This is a genomic window from Actinoallomurus sp. CA-150999, from assembly GCF_050942425.1.
Classification (GTDB): Bacteria; Actinomycetota; Actinomycetes; order Streptosporangiales; family Streptosporangiaceae; genus Actinoallomurus.
In genome coordinates this window covers 1,687,735-1,704,698 of record NZ_CP192063.1, presented here as the reverse complement: position 1 = coordinate 1,704,698, position 16,964 = coordinate 1,687,735, and the positions used below count along the sequence as shown (strand labels likewise).

General features: G+C 72.2%; 19 protein-coding genes. 8 read left to right on the top strand and 11 right to left on the bottom strand.

The features are described from left to right. Positions 1-9 precede the first annotated feature (9 nt). Genes ACQP2O_RS08100 through ACQP2O_RS08090 form a run of 3 tightly spaced genes read right to left on the bottom strand, consistent with a single transcriptional unit; the run spans position 10 to position 1,693 of the window. A complete protein-coding gene (locus tag ACQP2O_RS08100) occupies positions 10-579 on the bottom strand; it encodes a DNA-3-methyladenine glycosylase I (RefSeq protein WP_433181361.1) in 570 nt (189 codons plus the stop codon). Then, positions 576-1,010, bottom strand: a complete 435-nt coding sequence (locus ACQP2O_RS08095; protein ID WP_433181359.1) for an SRPBCC family protein — start codon at positions 1,008-1,010, stop codon at positions 576-578. The genes ACQP2O_RS08100 and ACQP2O_RS08095 overlap by 4 nt, the downstream gene beginning before the upstream one ends. Then, positions 1,007-1,693 carry a hypothetical protein gene (locus ACQP2O_RS08090; RefSeq protein ID WP_433181358.1) on the bottom strand — a complete coding sequence of 229 codons (687 nt, stop codon included), beginning with the start codon at positions 1,691-1,693 and terminating at the stop codon, positions 1,007-1,009. The genes ACQP2O_RS08095 and ACQP2O_RS08090 overlap by 4 nt, the downstream gene beginning before the upstream one ends. Before the next feature lie 86 nt (positions 1,694-1,779). On the opposite strand from ACQP2O_RS08090, the gene ACQP2O_RS08085 reads away from it, so the two are divergent. Then, positions 1,780-2,304 carry a hypothetical protein gene (locus tag ACQP2O_RS08085; protein WP_433181356.1) on the top strand — a complete coding sequence of 175 codons (525 nt, stop codon included), beginning with the start codon at positions 1,780-1,782 and terminating at the stop codon, positions 2,302-2,304. 265 nt (positions 2,305-2,569) lie between these two features. Here ACQP2O_RS08085 and ACQP2O_RS08080 read toward each other — a convergent pair whose 3' ends face one another. Both ACQP2O_RS08080 and ACQP2O_RS08075 read right to left on the bottom strand, forming a co-directional pair. After that, entirely contained in the window at positions 2,570-3,154 is a 585-nt protein-coding gene (locus ACQP2O_RS08080; protein WP_433181354.1) for a TIGR00730 family Rossman fold protein, read from the bottom strand. Then, the gene (locus ACQP2O_RS08075) at positions 3,154-3,960 is read right to left on the bottom strand and encodes a TIGR00730 family Rossman fold protein (RefSeq protein ID WP_433181353.1); all 807 of its coding nucleotides are present in this window, start codon (positions 3,958-3,960) and stop codon (positions 3,154-3,156) included. Before ACQP2O_RS08075 ends, ACQP2O_RS08080 begins: the two co-directional genes overlap by 1 nt. 115 nt (positions 3,961-4,075) lie before the next feature. Between ACQP2O_RS08075 and ACQP2O_RS08070 the strand changes: the two genes are divergently transcribed. Further along, positions 4,076-4,555, top strand: a complete 480-nt coding sequence (locus ACQP2O_RS08070) for a hypothetical protein (protein ID WP_433181351.1) — start codon at positions 4,076-4,078, stop codon at positions 4,553-4,555. Then, the gene (locus tag ACQP2O_RS08065) at positions 4,555-6,711 is read left to right on the top strand and encodes a bifunctional polysaccharide deacetylase/glycosyltransferase family 2 protein (RefSeq protein ID WP_433181350.1); all 2,157 of its coding nucleotides are present in this window, start codon (positions 4,555-4,557) and stop codon (positions 6,709-6,711) included. Before ACQP2O_RS08070 ends, ACQP2O_RS08065 begins: the two co-directional genes overlap by 1 nt. A gap of 130 nt (positions 6,712-6,841) precedes the next feature. Here ACQP2O_RS08065 and ACQP2O_RS08060 read toward each other — a convergent pair whose 3' ends face one another. Both ACQP2O_RS08060 and dapE read right to left on the bottom strand, forming a co-directional pair. Beyond that, positions 6,842-7,237: a MerR family transcriptional regulator gene (locus tag ACQP2O_RS08060; protein ID WP_433181348.1), complete on the bottom strand. Its 396-nt coding sequence runs from the start codon at positions 7,235-7,237 to the stop codon at positions 6,842-6,844. 118 nt (positions 7,238-7,355) lie between these two features. After that, positions 7,356-8,411: a succinyl-diaminopimelate desuccinylase gene (gene dapE / locus ACQP2O_RS08055; protein WP_433181346.1), complete on the bottom strand. Its 1,056-nt coding sequence runs from the start codon at positions 8,409-8,411 to the stop codon at positions 7,356-7,358. A gap of 214 nt (positions 8,412-8,625) precedes the next feature. Between dapE and ACQP2O_RS08050 the strand changes: the two genes are divergently transcribed. Further along, positions 8,626-9,813: an N-acetylmuramoyl-L-alanine amidase gene (locus ACQP2O_RS08050; protein WP_433181344.1), complete on the top strand. Its 1,188-nt coding sequence runs from the start codon at positions 8,626-8,628 to the stop codon at positions 9,811-9,813. Between the two features lie 400 nt (positions 9,814-10,213). Then, positions 10,214-11,038, top strand: a complete 825-nt coding sequence (locus ACQP2O_RS08045; protein ID WP_433181343.1) for a lysozyme — start codon at positions 10,214-10,216, stop codon at positions 11,036-11,038. 145 nt (positions 11,039-11,183) lie between these two features. Here ACQP2O_RS08045 and ACQP2O_RS08040 read toward each other — a convergent pair whose 3' ends face one another. Continuing rightward, positions 11,184-12,020 carry a 2,3,4,5-tetrahydropyridine-2,6-dicarboxylate N-succinyltransferase gene (locus ACQP2O_RS08040; RefSeq protein ID WP_433181341.1) on the bottom strand — a complete coding sequence of 279 codons (837 nt, stop codon included), beginning with the start codon at positions 12,018-12,020 and terminating at the stop codon, positions 11,184-11,186. Between the two features lie 70 nt (positions 12,021-12,090). Between ACQP2O_RS08040 and ACQP2O_RS08035 the strand changes: the two genes are divergently transcribed. Beyond that, positions 12,091-12,915, top strand: coding sequence for a hypothetical protein (locus tag ACQP2O_RS08035; protein WP_433181339.1), 825 nt, complete (start codon positions 12,091-12,093; stop codon positions 12,913-12,915). Here the strand turns inward: ACQP2O_RS08035 and ACQP2O_RS08030 are convergent. Next, complete coding sequence (locus ACQP2O_RS08030; RefSeq protein ID WP_433181338.1) at positions 12,905-13,831, bottom strand: LysR family transcriptional regulator; 927 nt, start codon at positions 13,829-13,831, stop codon at positions 12,905-12,907. The genes ACQP2O_RS08035 and ACQP2O_RS08030 overlap by 11 nt on opposite strands. Before the next feature lie 140 nt (positions 13,832-13,971). Between ACQP2O_RS08030 and ACQP2O_RS08025 the strand changes: the two genes are divergently transcribed. Together ACQP2O_RS08025 and ACQP2O_RS08020 are read left to right on the top strand one after the other, a co-directional pair. After that, a complete protein-coding gene (locus tag ACQP2O_RS08025; RefSeq protein ID WP_433181336.1) occupies positions 13,972-14,397 on the top strand; it encodes a nuclear transport factor 2 family protein in 426 nt (141 codons plus the stop codon). A gap of 45 nt (positions 14,398-14,442) precedes the next feature. After that, on the top strand, positions 14,443-15,375 hold the full coding sequence (locus ACQP2O_RS08020) for a zinc-binding dehydrogenase (protein WP_433181334.1): 933 nt from the start codon (positions 14,443-14,445) through the stop codon (positions 15,373-15,375). Between the two features lie 9 nt (positions 15,376-15,384). On the opposite strand, the gene ACQP2O_RS08015 is transcribed toward ACQP2O_RS08020, so the two are convergent. Together ACQP2O_RS08015 and ACQP2O_RS08010 are read right to left on the bottom strand one after the other, a co-directional pair. Next, positions 15,385-15,747 carry a hypothetical protein gene (locus tag ACQP2O_RS08015; RefSeq protein WP_433181332.1) on the bottom strand — a complete coding sequence of 121 codons (363 nt, stop codon included), beginning with the start codon at positions 15,745-15,747 and terminating at the stop codon, positions 15,385-15,387. A 48-nt stretch (positions 15,748-15,795) separates the two neighbouring features. Beyond that, a complete protein-coding gene (locus ACQP2O_RS08010; RefSeq protein WP_433190962.1) occupies positions 15,796-16,938 on the bottom strand; it encodes an acyl-CoA dehydrogenase family protein in 1,143 nt (380 codons plus the stop codon). Between the last annotated feature and the right edge of the window lie 26 nt (positions 16,939-16,964).

The window sequence follows — 16,964 nt, the reverse complement described above, 5'->3', positions numbered from 1 at the left end:
GAAAGACGCTCAGCGGTAGGCGCCGCGCCGGTGGCAGTCCACCAGGTGGTCGTCGACCAGGCCGCATGCCTGCATGAGGGCGTAGACGGTCGTCGGGCCGACGTGCTTGAAGCCGTGCTTCTTCAGCTTCTTGGCGAGCGCCGTGGAGCCGGGGGTGGTGGCGGGCACGTCGGTGACGTCCTTGGGGGCCGGGGCGTCCGGGTCGGCGTGCGCCCAGACGAGCGCGGCCAGGCCGTCGGGCAGGTCGAGCGCCGCGCGGGCGTTCGCGATCGTCGCGTCGACCTTCCGGCGGTTCCGGACGATCGAGGCGTCGGCCATCAGCCGCTCGACGTCGGCCGGGCCGTACGCCGCGACCTTCTCCGGGTCGAAGTCGTCGAACGCCCGCCGGAACCCCTCGCGCTTGCGCAGGATCGTGAGCCACGACAGGCCGGACTGGAACGCTTCCAGGCACAGTCGCTCGTACAGGCCCCGGTCGTCGCGGACCGGGCGGCCCCACTCGTCGTCGTGGTAGGCGATGTAGTCGGGCGCGGAGACGCCCCACGGGCACCGCGCCAGCCCGTCCGGGCCGATCACAGTCATTCGAACATGGTAGCGAGACGGCGCAGCGACGTCCGCAACATGAGCCGGGCCAGCGGTCCGACCGCGAACCAGCCGACCCGGCCGACCGGCCCGAACGGCAGGTGGATCAGCTCCGCCCAGGTCACCCGGCACCTGCCCTCCGGCAGGTCGAGCAGGTCGAACCGGCCCTCACCGCGGACCAGCGTCCCGGTGTGCAGCACCCGGACCCGGTGCGGCGGTCGCCACTCGCTGATCACCATGGTGTCGAGGAACCCGACCGGCCCGATCCCGGTCCACGCCTCCAGGCTCGCGCCGTCGCCCGCGCCGCCCTCCGCGCGGGTGAACGGCACCCATTCGGCGTGCCGGGGCCAGTCGACGAGGACCTCCCAGACCCGCTCCGCCGGGGCGGCGACGTCGGCGGAGGCGTGCACCGCGACCGTGTTCGTCCTCACTCGTCCCGCTCCCGCCACGGGATGCCCTCGCCCGGCCGGTGACCCGCGCCGGCGTCGCCGTGGTCGGCGTCCCGGCCGGTGCCGTTCTCGGCCGCCCGGCCGGCGTCGTACTCGACGTCCCGGCCGGTGTCTTCGCCCGCGTCGTGGTCGGCGAGGGTGGCCTTGGGGTCGAAGACGACCTTGTCGACGATGGTCTGCGGCGGTTCGATGGCCCGCTCTCGGGGCGGCTCGTCCGCGCGCTGGGGCAGGGGCGGCAGGTCGTCTTCGCGCGGGGCGAGCGTGTCCGCCGGGTCGAAGTCGTGGTGCGCGGTCAGCGTGTCCGGCGCCGGGGACGCCGACGGGATGGACGGCCGCCACGAGGACTGCTCCGGCGGCTCGTACAGGTGTTGCCGCGCCTCCGCGAGCTCCTGCTCGAGCACGGCGATCCGCGTGTCGCGCTCGGTCAGCTCATGGGCGAAGCGCTCCAGCGCCTCGTCGGTGATCTGCTTGTGGTAGCCCCACAGCCCCATCGGCAGGCGGAGCAGCGCGGCGTCGGTGCCGCCGGCGGAACGCCGGCCCGGCAGCGCCAGCGGCGGGTGGTCGGGGTGCTCTACGGACAGCTCCCCGCCGCCCCCGATGGCCACGACGACGATCGCCGCCAGGACGGCCAACGCGGCGAGGGCCACGGTGATGGTGACCAGCATATGCCGATCGTGCCACAACCATGACGTACAGTGCGTCAACCCGGTCGGACGGACTTGCTCTCGGCCGCGTATGCCACGATCGGGGCATGGACCTGCGCCTCGGGACCCGGATCATTCGCCCCGGGCAATTCGCGATCATGACGATCGGCCTGGTCGACGGCGCCGACATCGCCGAGGTCCCCGCCGACCCAGAGGCCGTCCGCGCGGCCCGGGCGGACGGGCGGGTGATCGCGGTGGCGCCGTCGTCGGAGGAGCAGGCGGTCGCCTGTGCACGGGCCGGGGCCGACCTGCTGGCCGGGGACGCCTTCGCCGGCGTCGCCGCGGCGACCGGGGCGGCGCTCCTGTGCTCGGCGCCGGAGCGGGCGGCGGGCGTGCGGCCGGACGGGGTGCTGGTCCGTGCGACGGACCCGTACGAGGCCGAGCGCCTCGCTGGGGCCGGTCACGCCGTCCTGGTGGACGAGGCCGAGCCCGCCGTCGTCTCGGTGTTCGCCTGGGCCGGCGCGCGCGTCTTCCGCACGGCCGACCCCGACCCGACCCGGCAGGTCCTCGACATGGTCGCGTCGATCACCGGAACCCGCCCGCCCGCCGTCTCACGCCGCGGCCTCGCCTGACGCCGCACCGGACGGGCGCGGTGCCTGGCCGTGCGAGCCCGGCACCGTAACGAGCGTGCGCGGTGCGGGATCGCACGGACCGGGCCGGGATCGTACGGGCGCGGGATCGGGCGGACGCGGGCCGGGATCGTACGAGCGCGGGGCGCGGGATCGCACGGACGCGGTGCGGGATCGCACGGACGCGTGCCGAGATCGTACGAGCGCGGCACCGTACCCCCGTGCGCGCCGACATCGTGCATGCACGGCGCGGGCGTCGGCCGGTCGCTCAGGGTTCGGCCTCGATGTAGTCCTCGGCGGTCGGCTGCAGGCGTACCGGCGAGCGCTCCAGGTGGTCGAACGCCTCCTCGACGGTGGTGGTCCAGCCGATCGCGTCGAAGATGCGGGGCCGGGCGAAACCCTCGTTCAGCAGGTGCTTCATCAGCTCGCGCAGCGGGTCGTACAGGCCGTCCGGGTCGAGGATCGCGATGGGCTTCTCGTGCAGGCCCAGCACGCGCGCGGTCCAGACCTCGAAGAGCTCCTCGAGGGTGCCGAGCCCGCCGGGCAGGACCAGGAACGCGTCGGAGCGGCGGTCCATCTCGCCCTTGCGGGACCGCATGTCCTCCGTCACGACCAGTTCGGCGGAGTCGTCGTCGGCGATCTCGACGTCGACGAGGGCCTGCGGAATGACGCCGACGGTCTGCGCGCCGCCCTCGCGCGCGGCCCGGGCGACGGCCCCCATGCAGGACACGGTGGCGCCGCCGCTGACGAGCGCGTGCCCCCGCCGGGCCAGTTCGGCGCCGGCCTCGGCGGCCAGGTCGACGTAGCGGCGGTCGATGCGGCCGCTGGAGGAGCAGAAGACACAGATCCGCATCAGCTTCCGTTCCCTCCGAGCTGCGCGTCGGCCTCCAGGGCGGCGCGCTCCTCCAGCTCGCGCTCCTGGGTCTCGTGGGCCCGCCTGATGACCTCGACGACCTCCTCCGGGTCGTCGGTGAGGTGGATCAGGTCGATGTCCTGCGGGGAGACCTTGCCCGAGGGCAGCATCTGGTTCTTGATCCAGTCGACGAGGCCGCCCCAGAACTCCGTGCCGACGAGCACGATCGGGAAGCGGGTGATCTTCTTGGTCTGCACGAGGGTGATCGCCTCGAACAGCTCGTCGAGCGTCCCGAACCCGCCGGGGAGCACGACGAACGCCTGGGAGTACTTGACGAACATCGTCTTTCGGACGAAGAAGTAGCGGAACTCCAGGCCGACGTCGATGTGGTCGTTCAGCCCCTGCTCGAACGGCAGCTCGATGCCGAGTCCGACCGAGACGCCGCCGGCCTCGTCGGCCCCCTTGTTCCCGGCCTCCATGATCCCGGGGCCGCCGCCGGTGATCACGGCGTACCCGGCCTCGACGAGCAGGGCGCCGATCCGCTCGGCCAGTTCGTACTCCTCCGACGCCGGCTTGGTGCGGGCGGAGCCGAAGATGCTCACCGCGCGCCCCAGCTCGGACAGCAGCCCGAAGCCCTCCACGAACTCCGCCTGGATGCGGAGCACCCGCCAGGGGTCGGTGTGCACCCAGTCGGACGGGCCGCGGGCGTCGAGCAGTCGCTGGTCGGTCGTCGTGGCGGGGATCGCCTTGCCGCGAAGCGTTACGGGGCCCTGCCGCCTCCGGCGCCGCGTCTCGTCAGGTTGCATGGCCCAACGTTAGCCAGCACCGCAAGCGGTTTTGAGCAATCGGACACTGAATCGACCCGAGGACAAGGAACCCATTTGTGCTGTTTGTCGTTTTGTTGGGCTCTAGACTTCGGCCGTGAACCAAGCGACTGAGGTGCTCGAGCCGGAGCCCGTTTTCGTCGACGCGACGGGGCGCCGGGCACGGATCGCGCGCGGTGCGGGGATCGCGCTCGGGTGCGTCGTCGCCGCCTATCTCCTGCTCGTCGGAATCGGGCTGGCCACCGGCACGCGGGTGCCGCTCACCCCGTGGCCCGAGACGAAGCACGCGAAGTCGGGCCGCGGCCCCGCCGAGGACGGCCTCATGCCTCGCAGCGGAGGACGCAACCCGCTCCCGAACCGAAGCTCCGCCGCCGGCAAGGCACCGAGCGGCCCGGCGCCGACGGCCGGAGCGCCCGCGGGCGGCACCCACCCGGGCGCCACGACGTCCGGCACCCCTGGTTCCAAGCCGACCACCGGAGCGACCACGCCGCCGGTGACGCCGACGTCCACCACCACCGCCCCCGGCAAGGGACACGCCTACGGCCGGACCAAGAGCCCCAACCCGAGGAAGCCCTGATGGCACGCCGGGACCGCCGGCGTGATCCGCGCGGCCACTGGATCCTGCTCTTCCTCGGCGCCGTCACCCTCGTCGCGGGGCTCCTGCTGACCGGTTACGCGCACGGCACGGTCGGGGAGTCGACGCAGCACAACTACGAGAAAAGCGGTTCGGCGCCGTCCGCGGTCGCGGACGGCGGTCCCGTCGTGAACCTGTCGGGCGGCCAACCGCAGAGCATCCGGACGCCCCGCCGCACCATCGCGCTCACCTTCGACGACGGACCCGACCCCCGATGGACGCCGCAGGTCCTCGACGTGCTGCGGCGCCACGGGGCCCACGCGACGTTCTTCGTCATCGGGGCGCGCGTCGCCGACCACCCCGGCATCGTCGAACGGGCGCTCCGTGAGGGCAACGAGATCGGCTCGCACACCTACACCCACATCGACATGGCGAGTTCCCCGCCCTGGCGCATCCGCTTCGAACTCGACCTGACCCAGCGCGCGCTCGCCGGCGCGGCCGGCATCAACACCCGGCTCATCCGGATGCCGTACTCCTCCGTGCCGGACGGCCTGTCCGCGCCGGAGTACCGGGCGGCCCTGGAGGCCGGACGGCAGGGCTACGTCGTCGCGCTCACCGACCGGGACACCGAGGACTGGCGGCGGCCGGGCGTGGAGAAGATCATCCAGGCCGCGACGCCCGAGAAGGGCGCCGGCGCCGTCGTGATGATGCACGACGCGGGAGGAAACCGGGCCCAGACGGTACAGGCGCTGGACGCGCTGCTGACCCGGCTGTCGGCCAAGGGGTACCGGTTCACGACACTGAGCCAGGCGACGCGGCTGCCGTCCGCCGACGTGCCCGCCTCGACCTTCGACAAGGTGACCGGAACGGCCCTGACCGCCGCGCAGCGCTGGTCCGACCTGTGGGCCGGCTGGTTCGGGATCCTCTTCGGGATCGCGGGCGCGCTGACCACGCTGCGGCTGCTGGCCCTCCCGCTGTTCGCGCACGTCCACGTACGGCGGGTCCGGCGCCGCCCCCGCCGCGGGCCCTCGCCATGGCTCACCGCCGGGGGCGCCCCGCCACCGGTGTCGGTGATCGTCCCGGCGTACAACGAGGAGGTCGGCCTGGCGGCGACGGTCCGCTCCCTCGTGAACACCACGTACCCGTCGCCGATCGAGGTGCTGATCGTCGACGACGGGTCCACCGACGACACCCCCGTCATCGGTGACCGGTTGCAGCAGGAGTTCCCGAACGTCCGGCTCATCTGCCGACCCAACGGCGGCAAGCCGGCCGCCCTCAACACGGGCATCGCGCAGGCGAGCCACGACGTGCTCGTCCTCGTCGACGGCGACACCGTCTTCCAGCGCGACACCCTCAACAACCTCGTACGGCCGCTGGTCGACCCGCGCGTCGGAGCGGTCAGCGGCAACACCAAGGTGGCCAACCGCAAGGGTCTCATCGGCCGCTGGCAGCACCTGGAGTACGTCATCGGGTTCAACCTCGACCGGCGGATGTTCGACGTGCTGGAGTGCATGCCCACCGTGCCCGGCGCGATCGGCGCCTTCCGCCGGCAGGCACTCGCGTCGGTCGGCGGGCTCAGCACCGAGACCCTCGCCGAGGACACCGACCTGACCATGGCGATCTGCCGAGCGGGCTGGCGGGTCGTGTACGAGGAGACCGCCGTGGCGTGGACGGAGGCGCCGTCGTCGCTGCGCCAGCTGTGGAAGCAGCGGTACCGCTGGTGCTACGGCACCCTGCAGTCGATGTGGAAGCACAAGCGCGCGCTGGCCGAGCGCGGCCGGTCCGGCCGGTTCGGCCGCCGCTGCCTGCCGTACCTGGCGCTCTTCCAGGTCGCCCTGCCGTGCCTCGCGCCCGTGGTGGACGTGTTCGCCATCTACGGCATCTTCGTCCTCGACCCGCTGACCGTCGCGGGGTCGTGGGTGCTGTTCACGGTGGCCCAGGCGGCGGCCGCGATGTACGCGCTGCGGCTCGACGGCGAACGCCTCACCACGCTGTGGGTGCTGCCCTTCCAGCAGATCGTCTACCGGCAGCTGATGTACCTGGTGGTCATCCAGTCGCTCGTCACGGCGGTCCTGGGCGCCCGGCTGCGCTGGCACGTCATCCGGCGCACCGGGACGTTCTCGGAGGGCGAGCCGCTGCCCTCCCAGGCCGGCATCTGAGGCCGTACGGATCCGTCACCCGTCGTGCGAATCCGCCATGGTCGTACGGAGCCGCCACCGTCGTGCGGAGCCGCCACGGTCGTGCGGATCCGTCACCCGTCGTGCGGGTCCGCCATGGTCGTACGAGCCGTCACCGGCCGAAGCGGGTGCGGTCGATCTCCTCGTAGACGTTGATCTTGTGGTCGATGAGTTCGAGGTCCTGCTGCAGTTCGTCGATGCGCGCGGCCACCTCGGCGCGGTGCGCGACGAGCAGGGCCTTGCGGTCGGCGGCCGTTCCGTTGCCCTCCCGCGCCAGCTCGGCGTAGCGGAGGATCGTCGCGATGGGCATCCCCGTCGCGCGCAGCCGGGTGAGCAGTGTGATCCAGGACAGGTCCCGGTCGGTGTAGCGGCGGTGCCCGCTGGAGTCGCGCTCCGGCGGCTCCCGGAACGCGCCGATGCGCTCGTAGTACCGCAGGGTGTGCGTGGAGACGCCGGTACGCTCGGCCGCCTCCGCGATCGTCAGTCCCTGGGCCAGTGCCTGGGCCATGAGGTCGCCCTTCCGCGTCGATACCGAGTCAAGGGCCGGGCGCGGCTCGGGTCGTGAGCCGGTCCCGTGGACCGGGCGCGGCTCAGGTCATGAGCCGGACCCGTGGGCCGGGCAGGGCTCACGTGGTGAGCCAGGCCCGCATTCGCTCCTCGCTGGCGAAGATACGCGGAATCTCCACGTACTCGTCACGCGTGTGCGACAGGCTGGGCTCGCCGGGACCGTAGTTGACGGCCGGAATGCCCAGCTCGGAGAACCTCGCCACGTCCGTCCAGCCGAGCTTGGCGCGCGCCTCGCCGCCGGTGGCCGCGGCGAACGCGGACGCGACCGGATGCGTCAGACCCGGCCGGGCGCCGGGAGCACCGTCGACCACGGTCACCTCGTAGCCTCCGAACAGTTCGCGCAGGTACTTCTCCGCGTCGCCCAGGGACTTGTCGGGCGCGAACCGGTAGTTGATCGTGACGACGCACTCGTCGGGGATCACGTTGCCCGCGACGCCGCCCCCGATGAACACCGCGTTGAGCCCCTCGTGGAACTCCAGGCCGTCGACCACGGGACGCTTCGGCTCGTACGCCCGCAGGACGTCGAGGACCGCGCCGGCGTGGTGGATGGCGTTCGAGCCCATCCACGACCGCGCGCTGTGCGCCCGCTCGCCCGGGACCTTGACCTCCACGCGGATGGTGCCCTGACAGCCACCCTCCACGATGCCACCCGACGGCTCCATGAGGACCGCGAAGTCGGCCTGCAGCAGCTCGGGGCGGGTCTGCCCGATGCGCTTGAGCCCGTTGCGGGCCTCCTCGACCTCTTCGCACTCGTAGAAGAAGTAGGTGACGTCCCGGGTCGTCTCGGCGATGGTGGCCAGCTTGAGCTGCACGGCGACGCCGGCCTTCATGTCGCCGGTCCCGCAGCCGTACAGGCGGTCGCCCTCGACCCGGGAGGGGAGGTTGTGGTTGACCGGGACCGTGTCGAGGTGCCCGGCGATCACCACCCGCTCGCTCCGGCCCTGCGACGTGCGCGCGATCACGGTGTCGCCGTCGCGTTCGACGGACAGGTGGGGCAGGGCGCGCAGCGCCTCCTCGACGGCGTCGGCGAGCGCCTTCTCGTTGCCGCTCACCGATTCGATGTCGACGATCGCCGCGGTGAGGGAGGCGACGTCCTGGGTCAGATCAAGCCGCATGCCGCATGAGCCTACGCCAGAGGTGCCCGGATCCGGCCAGTCACCCTGCCGCCGGAAACCCCGCGTCGACCTGGTATCAGCTGCGCGGATGTGACGATCTGCCAAAAAACGGCTGAGCTTAGGGGAATTTTCCACCTATTCGATGGTCCTGCCGTTGGATATTTACATATGTGGGAGCGGGCCCCTTTCACCCCCGCCGGAAGGAGCTCCCACCATGCCGGAACCCCCCGCCGGCCGCCTCGCCCCAGGGGTGGCCTCCACGTACGACAGCCTCGTCCCCGACCGTCACGACCCGATCACCTCAGCCGCAGCCATACCCGGCGTCACCGAACCCCACCCACCCGCACCGGCGACCGCCGCACCGCGCGCCGCCGAACCCCGGCCGCTCGCGCCGGCGGCCACCACACCCGGTGTCACCGAACCCCATCCGCCCACGTCCGCGACCGCGCCCCGGCCACCCGCAACGGCGGCTCCCGAGCCCCATCCGCTCAGCGTCGCCGAACCCGACCCGCTGACGCCCGCGACCGCGCCCCAGCCGCCCGCGACGGCGGCCACCGAGGCCCGCTTGCTCAGCGTCGCCGAACCCGACCCGCTGACGTACGCGACCGCGCCCCAGCGGCTCGCGACGGCGACCGCCGCGCCCGGTGGTCTCGGCCGTCGCGATCTGCTCACTCGGGCGGCCGTCATCGCGGGCGGTGCCGCGCTCATCGGCGCCGCCGACCTGGCCCGGCCCCGCCGCGCGCGGGCCGTCACCGCGCCCCGCGTCTACACGCGCGCCGAGTGGAGCGCCCGTCCGCCCACCTCGCCGGCCACGATCATCAAGGCGCCCGACCACCTGATCGTGCACCACATGGCGTTCCCCAACTCCACCGACTACTCCCTCGCCCACGCCTTCCAGCTGTCCCGCGACTGCCAGAACCTCCACATGGACACCAACGGCTGGAGCGACACCGGGCAGCAACTGACCATCAGCCGCGGCGGCTACGTCATGGAGGGCCGCAACCGCACGCTCGAGGCCATCGGGCAGCGCGAGAACGTCTTCGGCGCCCAGTGCGCCAACGAGAACGGCCACACGCTCGGCATCGAGAACGAGGGCACCTACACCACCGAGCTGCCGCCCACCGCCCTCTGGAACGCCCTCGTCCAGACCCTCGCCTGGCTCTGCGACCTGTACGGGCTGTCGCCGGCGACCGCGATCGTCGGCCATCGCGACTACAACTCCACCCAGTGCCCCGGTGACGCGCTCTACGCCCAGTTGCCCCGGCTCCGATCGGAGGTCGCGGGCACGCTCGGCCTGGCGTCCGCCGCTCGAGCCGGCTCCGTCACGCGATCCGGCCTGCCCGGCCCACGCACCCTCGGCGACCACGGCCCCGCCGTCGGCGCCACCGAACCCCGCCCCTGACGGCCGACCCACCGTCACCTGATCCGGCCCGCTCACGGTCGTCCCACCGTCGACCGCCGACCGCTCACGGTCGACCCGAACCGACCGCTCACGATCGGCTCACCCTCGACCGCCCCGACCGCTCACGGTCGACCCGAACCGCCCGCTCACGATCGGCTCACCCTCGACCGCCCCGACCGCTCGCGGACGACCCGAACCGCCCGCTCACGGTCGACCCACCGTCAACCGAACCCGCCCACTCACGACGACTCGCCGTCACCTGACTCGGCCCGCTCACGACGACCCGCCGTCGACCGATCCGCCCGCTCACGGCGACCCGCCGTCACCGGGCCCTCGCACGTGGCATGCCCCGGCCCCAGGGGCGGCCCTCCCGTCCCGCCACACGACCCCAGGAGGAACCGTGGCCCCGTCCCCCCGCAACCGCATCATCCGCCGGCTGAGCACGGCGTTCGCCGCGCTCTCCCTCGCCGGAGGCGTCCTGGCCGCCGGCCCCGCGGCCGGCGCGTCACCCAACCCGATCACGCACCCCGACAAGGACCATGCGGGCTCCAGCCTCGAGGGCAGCGGGTCCGGCACCGTCACCCCGCTCGTGTCCGGCCCGCTCGGCCTCGACGTCTCCAGCCACCAGGGCAACGTCACCTGGAGCTCGGTCAAGAGCAACGGCGCGCAGTTCGCGTATGTCAAGGCCACCGAGGGAACGACGTACCAGAACCCGTACTTCTCGCAGCAGTACGTCGGGTCGTACAACGTCGGCCTGATCCGGGGCGCCTACCACTTCGCCACGCCGGACACCTCGAGCGGCGCGGCGCAGGCCGACTACTTCGCCGCGCACGGCGGCGGCTGGTCGGCGGACCACCACACCCTGCCCGGCGCGGTCGACCTGGAGAGCAACCCGTACGGGGCGTCCTGCTACGGGCTCAGCCAGGCGTCGATGCGCAGCTGGATCCACGCGTTCATCAACGAGTACCACGCCAAGAGCGGCCGGTGGGCGGTCATCTACACCAGCCTGAGCTGGTGGACCAGCTGCACCGGTAACACCGACACGACGTTCGCCACCAACAGCCCGCTGTGGATCGCGAAGTGGGCGAGCTCCGCAGGCACGCTGCCGGCGGGCTGGAGCTTCTACACCTTCTGGCAGTACGCCGACAGCGGGACGTTCCCCGGCGACCAGGACGTCTTCAACGGAGACTCCACGCGCCTGCTCGCCCTGGCCGACAACACCTGATCGCGTGACGGCGCGGCGCCGGAGCAGGGCTCCGGCGCCGCGCGCGTTCGCGTCCGGTCCGTCGAGGCTTCCGGGCCGCCGGATGCCCCGTCAGGCGCTCAGGCCGTCGAGGCTTCCGGGCCGGTAGACGCCCCGTACGGGTCGGTCAGGCGCTCAGGCCGTGGTCGCGCAGGACGTCGTTGAGCTGCGACTTGTCGTGCCGTACGCCCGGCTCGAGGCGCTTGATCACCAGGACGGCGGGCATCCCGAAGGTGCCGCCGGAGAACTCCTTCAGGCGCGTTCCGCCGACGGCGACGCACCAGTCGGGGATCCGGCCGCGGCCGAGCTCCTCGCCCGTCTCCACGTCGATGACCGGCATCGAGGCGGAGAGGTTCGTGCCGGAGCCGACGACCGCGCCCGTGCCCACGCGGGCGCCCTCGACGATCATCGAGCGGCTGCCGATCATGGCCTCGTCCCCGATGATGACAGGCTTGGCGTTCGGCGGCTCCAGCACGCCGCCGATGCCGACGCCACCGGACAGGTGGACGTTCTTGCCGACCTGCGCGCAGGATCCGACCGTCGCCCAGGTGTCGACCATCGTGCCGGAGTCGACGTAGGCGCCGATGTTGGTGAAGGACGGCATCAGGACGACGCCCGGCGCGAGGTGGGAGCCCCAGCGGGCGATGGCGCCCGGCACGACGCGCACGCCGTCGAGGCGGGTCTTCAGCGGGATCCGGTCGTGGTAGTGGAAGTCGCCCACCTGTGCCCGGGCCATGCCCAGCACCTTGAAGCTGAGCAGGATCGCCCGCTTGGCGCGCTCGTCGACGATCACCTCGTCGGTGGCCTCGTCGACGAACGCCACACGCGCCTGCCCGGCGTCGAGCAGATCGACGGCGGCCACGATGGCGGAACGGGCGTCGGTGTCCTCAGGGCTCAGGTCCGCCCGGCGCTCCCACAGCTCGTCGATGGCGCTTGAGATCGGGCTGGTGAACGTGTCGGTCATGCCGGTGAGGATAGCGGCGGCCTCGGCGCAAGATGTCCGGCAGGGTGTGCGAACCGGGTACCTTCGTGCCGTGAGTCGGAGGAGTGGGCGGCTACGGCTCGCCATCATCGGATTGGCCACGACGCTCGTCATCGTCGGCGGCGCCATCGCGCTGTACGTCCACTTCCGCCCGTACCTCCACGGCACCAACTGCGAGGCCCGGACGACCGCCGGCGTGATGCCGCTCGACCTGGACCAGGCGGGCAACGCCGCGACCATCGCCGCCGTCGCGCTGCGCAAGAAGCTCCCCGAAGAGGCAGTGATCATCGCGTACGCGACGGCGCTGCAGGAGTCGCACCTGCGCAACCTCGAGAGCGGCGACCGCGACTCGGTCGGCCTCTTCCAGCAGCGCCCGTCGCAGGGATGGGGGACGGTCAACCAGCTGAAGGACCCGGTGTACGCCGCGAACCGGTTCTTCAGCGCGCTCGTCAAGATCAAGGACTACAGCGGCATGCCCGTCCACGAGGCGGCCCAGAAGGTCCAGCGCAGCGCGGACGGCAAGGCGTACGCCCGGCACGAGGAAGACGCCAAGATCATGGCCGCGGTCTATACCGGGCGCGTGCCCGGCGCCATGCGGTGCTGGTATCCCCCGAACAAGCGCAAGAAGCAGAGCGACCCGCGGCAGGCTCTGGGCGCCCTGGACAAGGCGCTGAAGCGCAAGGACACCGGCGGCGACGCGATCACCGCGGCGAACGCCCGCGCGGGCTGGACCATGGCCATCTGGATGGTCGCGCACGCCCAGCCGTTCGGGCTCCGCGAGGTGCGCTACGCCGGCAGGCACTGGCGGGCGGAGCAGGGGCACGACGGCTGGACGCACGACAAGGCGGCGCCCGCCGACCGGATCGTCATCCGCTGAGGCCCGCCGCGTCGGCCGTACGGAGCCAGCCGTGGGCGCGGGCCGTGGCGGACGCCGTCCGCAGCAGCCGGGCGAGGGCCGGGGTGGTGCCCTTGCCGCGGGTGAGCAGGTGGATCTCGATGGTGGTCGCGGGGGTCAACGGCCGCCACACCAGGTGGGCCGGCAGGCTCCCGGCTGCGGACTGCCCGACGATGGAGACGGCGTCGTCCCGCGCCACCGGCGTGTGCGCGGCGTCGAACGACAGCTGACGCGGTCGTAGCCGCGGGGAGACACCCGCGCGGCGCAGGATCTCCATGATCGCGTCGTAGTGGCCGGGGTTGGCCTCCCGGGCGTGCACGAGCAGGGTCTCCTCGCCGAGGTCGGCGGCGGCCACCGCGCGACGGCCGGCGAGCGGGTGTTCGGCGTGCATGAGCACGCCCTGCGGTTCCAGTCTGAGCATGGTGCGCACCAGGTCGGGTACGGGCGGCGGGCAGCGTACGAGGCCCGCGTCGAGGGTGCCGTCGGCGACACCGCCGACGATGTCGGTCGTGGACAGCAGCCGGGTGTCGACCGTGATGCCGGAATGCTGTTCGGCCAGGGCCGCGAGGAGGGCGGGGGCGGTCTCGTAGCCGAGGCTGGCGCTGTAGCCGATCGTGAGGGTGCCGTGCTCGCCGTCGGCGTAGGCGCGCACGTCGCGCCACAGACGGTCGGCCTCCTCGCACAGGGCCGCCCCGCGCTCCATCAGCACCCGGCCGGCCTCGGTGGGCTCGACGTACTGCGTGGTCCGGTCCAGCAGCCGTACGCCCAATTCCTGCTCGAGCTGCCGGACGTGGCGGCTCAGCGCGGGCTGGGCGATGTGCAGCTGCTCGGCGGCACGGGTGAAGTTGCGTTCCCGCGCGACGGCCAGAAAGCAGCGAAGACGGTGAAGATCCGGCACGCGAGGCATCTTACACGGGCTCCGAGCTGCACTTATGCCGCGACGTTCTAAGCCGAGAAGCAACAGGTCTTTCCCTTCGCCGTCCGGCTCCGCCTACGTTCGAGACACCGGAAAGAAACCGTTCGAGAAAGGTTCGGGAAATGACCTCAACGCTGAATGCCGATGACGTCACGGCGCAGAGCAAGGCCGTTGTCCTCGATTACATGAATGCCCTCACCGGCGGCGACTTCACGGTGCTCCGCGGCTTCTTCACCCCCGAGGCGACCTGGACGCTGGCGGGCGACCTGCCGTTGTCGCGGACGTGGACCGGGCCGGACGAGATCCTCGGCGAGTTCGTGCCGGCGATGGTGTCCCGGCTGGTGCCGGAGTCCATGGCGCTGGAGTTCACGGGCGTGATCGCCGAGGGCGACCAGGTGCTGGCCGAGTGGAACACCCGAGCGCTCAGCAAGACCGGCGGACGCTACGACCAGCACTGCCTGGCGATCTTCACCGTCCACGACGGCAAGATCGCGGCGGTCCGCGAGTACTTCGACACCCTGCACGCGAAGAACGTCGTCTTCGGCTGACCCGGCCGCGTCCATTCCCTGACACCCGGAAAGGCAGGTTTCACCATGAAGGCGATGCTTCCCGGTTCGGCCGCCGACAAGGCGGTCATCCTCGGCGAGGCCGCCGAGCCCGAGCCCGCCGCCGACGAGGTGGTGATCGCCGTGGAGGCGTACTCCGTCAACCGCGGCGAGACGTTCCAGCTCGACGGCGCGCTCGACCGCCGCTGGCCGGGCTGGCGCCCGGGCAAGGACGTCGCCGGCACCGTCGTTCGCGCCGCGGCGGACGGCACCGGACCGGCGCCGGGCACCCGCGTCGTGGCCCATCCCCCGGCCTACGGATGGGCCGAGCGGGTCGCCGTGCCCACGTCGAGCGTCGCCGAACTGCCCGACAGCGTGGACGCGGTGACCGCGGCGGCGCTGCCGCTGGCCGGGATCACCGCGCTGCGGCTCCTCCGCGCGGCGGGCCCGCTCGCCGGCCGGCGCGTACTCCTCACCGGCGCCAGCGGCGGCGTCGGCCACTACGTCACCGAGCTCGCCGCCGCGTCCGGCGCCGAGGTCACGGCCGTCAGCGCCACCGAGGAACGCGGTGCCCGGCTGCTGGAGCTCGGCGCGACGGACCTGCTGACCTCGGTGAACGACGCGGCGGGCCCGTACGACGTCGTGCTGGAGTCGGTCGGCGGCGACAGCCTGCCCGCGGCGCTCGCCCACTTGGCCCCGGGCGGCCTGCTCATCTGGTTCGGACAGGCCGGCCGTACGCCCGTGACGCTCGACTTCTTCGACTTCTTCAAGGGTCCCGCCCAGGGCCGCATCAGGCACTTCGACTACACGGTGTCCGACGTGACGTACGGCCGGGACCTGGCCGCGCTCGTCAGGCTGGTCGCCGGCGGACGGCTGCACCCCGAGATCGGCACGGTGCTCGACTGGAGCCGTACCGCCGACGTCATCACCGACCTGCGTGCCCGCGGGATCCGCGGCAACGCGGTCCTGACGGTCGGCTGAGGGGCGCGATCACCCGCGCCAGGCCCCGACCACGTCCTCGGGGCTCCACAGCAGGTCGATGGATCGCTCGACATCAGCGCCGAGGCCGCCCCGGGAGGCGACGACAAGGCCGGTCGCCCCCGAGTCGAAGCCGGGAATCCGCGTGACGGCGCGCCGCGTCGCGGCAAGGTCGTGGCCGTCGAAGGGGCTCGCGAGCCACTTGATCGACCCGGCGAAGAAGATGGTGCCCGCGACCGGCGCGCGATCGGCTCCGACCAGGTCGACCTCGGGGTCGAACCGGCGGTTCCACCAGCCGCCGACCGCCTCCGCTTTCGGCCAGGGCAGCGCCCCTGACAGCGCGGCGAGCTCGAGGGTGCCCCCGAGAGACTCCATCGGCTCCGGCCCGCACGCCGCGGCAACCGTCGCGGGCGGCAGGTTGGGCTAGACGCCCAGGCCGCGGCCGATGATCTCCTTCATGATCTCGGTCGTGCCGCCGAAGATGGTCTGGATCCGGGCGTCGAGGTACGCCTTGGCGATCGGGAACTCGCTCATGTAGCCGTAACCGCCGTGCAGTTGCAGGCAGCGGTCGACGACCCGGTTGCACAGCTCGGTGTTCCACCACTTGAGCATGGAGGCCTCCTCGGTGCCGAGGCGGTCGTCGACGTGCTCGGTGATGCACCGGTCGGTGAAGGAGCGGGCGACCGTCAGCTCGGTCTTCATCTCGGCCAGGGTGAACCGGTTGTGCTGGAAGCGGCCGATCGGGCGGCCGAACGCCTCCCGGGTCTTGCAGTACTCCAGGGTCTGCTCGAAGGCCTTCTCCGCGCCCGCCAGGGCTCCCACGCCGATCGACACCCGCTCCCTCGGGAGATTCTGCATCAGGTGGATGAATCCCTGCCCCTCCTCACCGAGGAGGTTCTCCCGGGGCACGCGGACGTCCTCGAAGTACAGCTCGGCGGTGTCCTGGGCGTGCAGGCCGATCTTTTCGAGGTTGCGGCCGCGCTCGAAGCCCTTCATGCCGCGTTCGACGACGAGGAGGCTGATGCCCTGGTGCCCGGCGTCGGGGTCGGTCCGCGCGACCACGATGACCAGGTCGGACAGGATGCCGTTGGAGATGAACGTCTTCTGCCCGTTGAGGACGTAGTCGCCGCCGTCCCGTACGGCGGTGGTGCGGATGCCCTGCAGGTCCGAACCCGCGGCAGGCTCGGTCATGGCGATCGCGGTGACGATCTCGCCGGAGCAGTAGCCGGGGAACCACCGCCGCCTCTGCTCGTCGGTGGCGAGCCGGTTCAGGTACGCGCCGTTGATGTCGTTGTGGACCGCGAAGCCGGGGCCGTGGGCACCCGCGCGGGCCAGCTCCTCGTTGAACACGACGTAGTAGCGGTAGTCGGGGTCGCCCCCGCCGCCGTACTCCTCGGCGATGTCGATGCCGAGCAGCCCCTGCCGCCCGGCGGCCAGCCACACGTCGCGGGAGACGACGCCGTCCTTCTCCCACTGCTCGTGGAACGGCGCGATCTCCTTGGCGATGAACGACCGCACCATGTCGCGGAAGGCCTCGTGCTCATCCGTGAAGATCTCGCGCCGCACCATCGGCCTCCCTCGGGCTGAACGAA

What these genes read in the sequence shown, in the direction of transcription:
- ACQP2O_RS08015 (WP_433181332.1), bottom strand. Translation starts at nt 15,747, where the DNA reads ATGGAGTCTCTCGGGGGCACCCTCGAGCTCGCCGCGCTGTCAGGGGCG.
- ACQP2O_RS08065 (WP_433181350.1), top strand. Translation starts at nt 4,555, where the DNA reads ATGGCACGCCGGGACCGCCGGCGTGATCCGCGCGGCCACTGGATCCTG.
- ACQP2O_RS08085 (WP_433181356.1), top strand. Translation starts at nt 1,780, where the DNA reads ATGGACCTGCGCCTCGGGACCCGGATCATTCGCCCCGGGCAATTCGCG.
- ACQP2O_RS08020 (WP_433181334.1), top strand. Translation starts at nt 14,443, where the DNA reads ATGAAGGCGATGCTTCCCGGTTCGGCCGCCGACAAGGCGGTCATCCTC.
- ACQP2O_RS08060 (WP_433181348.1), bottom strand. Translation starts at nt 7,237, where the DNA reads ATGGCCCAGGCACTGGCCCAGGGACTGACGATCGCGGAGGCGGCCGAG.
- ACQP2O_RS08075 (WP_433181353.1), bottom strand. Translation starts at nt 3,960, where the DNA reads ATGCAACCTGACGAGACGCGGCGCCGGAGGCGGCAGGGCCCCGTAACG.
- ACQP2O_RS08025 (WP_433181336.1), top strand. Translation starts at nt 13,972, where the DNA reads ATGACCTCAACGCTGAATGCCGATGACGTCACGGCGCAGAGCAAGGCC.
- ACQP2O_RS08040 (WP_433181341.1), bottom strand. Translation starts at nt 12,020, where the DNA reads ATGACCGACACGTTCACCAGCCCGATCTCAAGCGCCATCGACGAGCTG.
- ACQP2O_RS08100 (WP_433181361.1), bottom strand. Translation starts at nt 579, where the DNA reads ATGACTGTGATCGGCCCGGACGGGCTGGCGCGGTGCCCGTGGGGCGTC.
- dapE (WP_433181346.1), bottom strand. Translation starts at nt 8,411, where the DNA reads ATGCGGCTTGATCTGACCCAGGACGTCGCCTCCCTCACCGCGGCGATC.
- ACQP2O_RS08080 (WP_433181354.1), bottom strand. Translation starts at nt 3,154, where the DNA reads ATGCGGATCTGTGTCTTCTGCTCCTCCAGCGGCCGCATCGACCGCCGC.
- ACQP2O_RS08090 (WP_433181358.1), bottom strand. Translation starts at nt 1,693, where the DNA reads ATGCTGGTCACCATCACCGTGGCCCTCGCCGCGTTGGCCGTCCTGGCG.
- ACQP2O_RS08050 (WP_433181344.1), top strand. Translation starts at nt 8,626, where the DNA reads ATGCCGGAACCCCCCGCCGGCCGCCTCGCCCCAGGGGTGGCCTCCACG.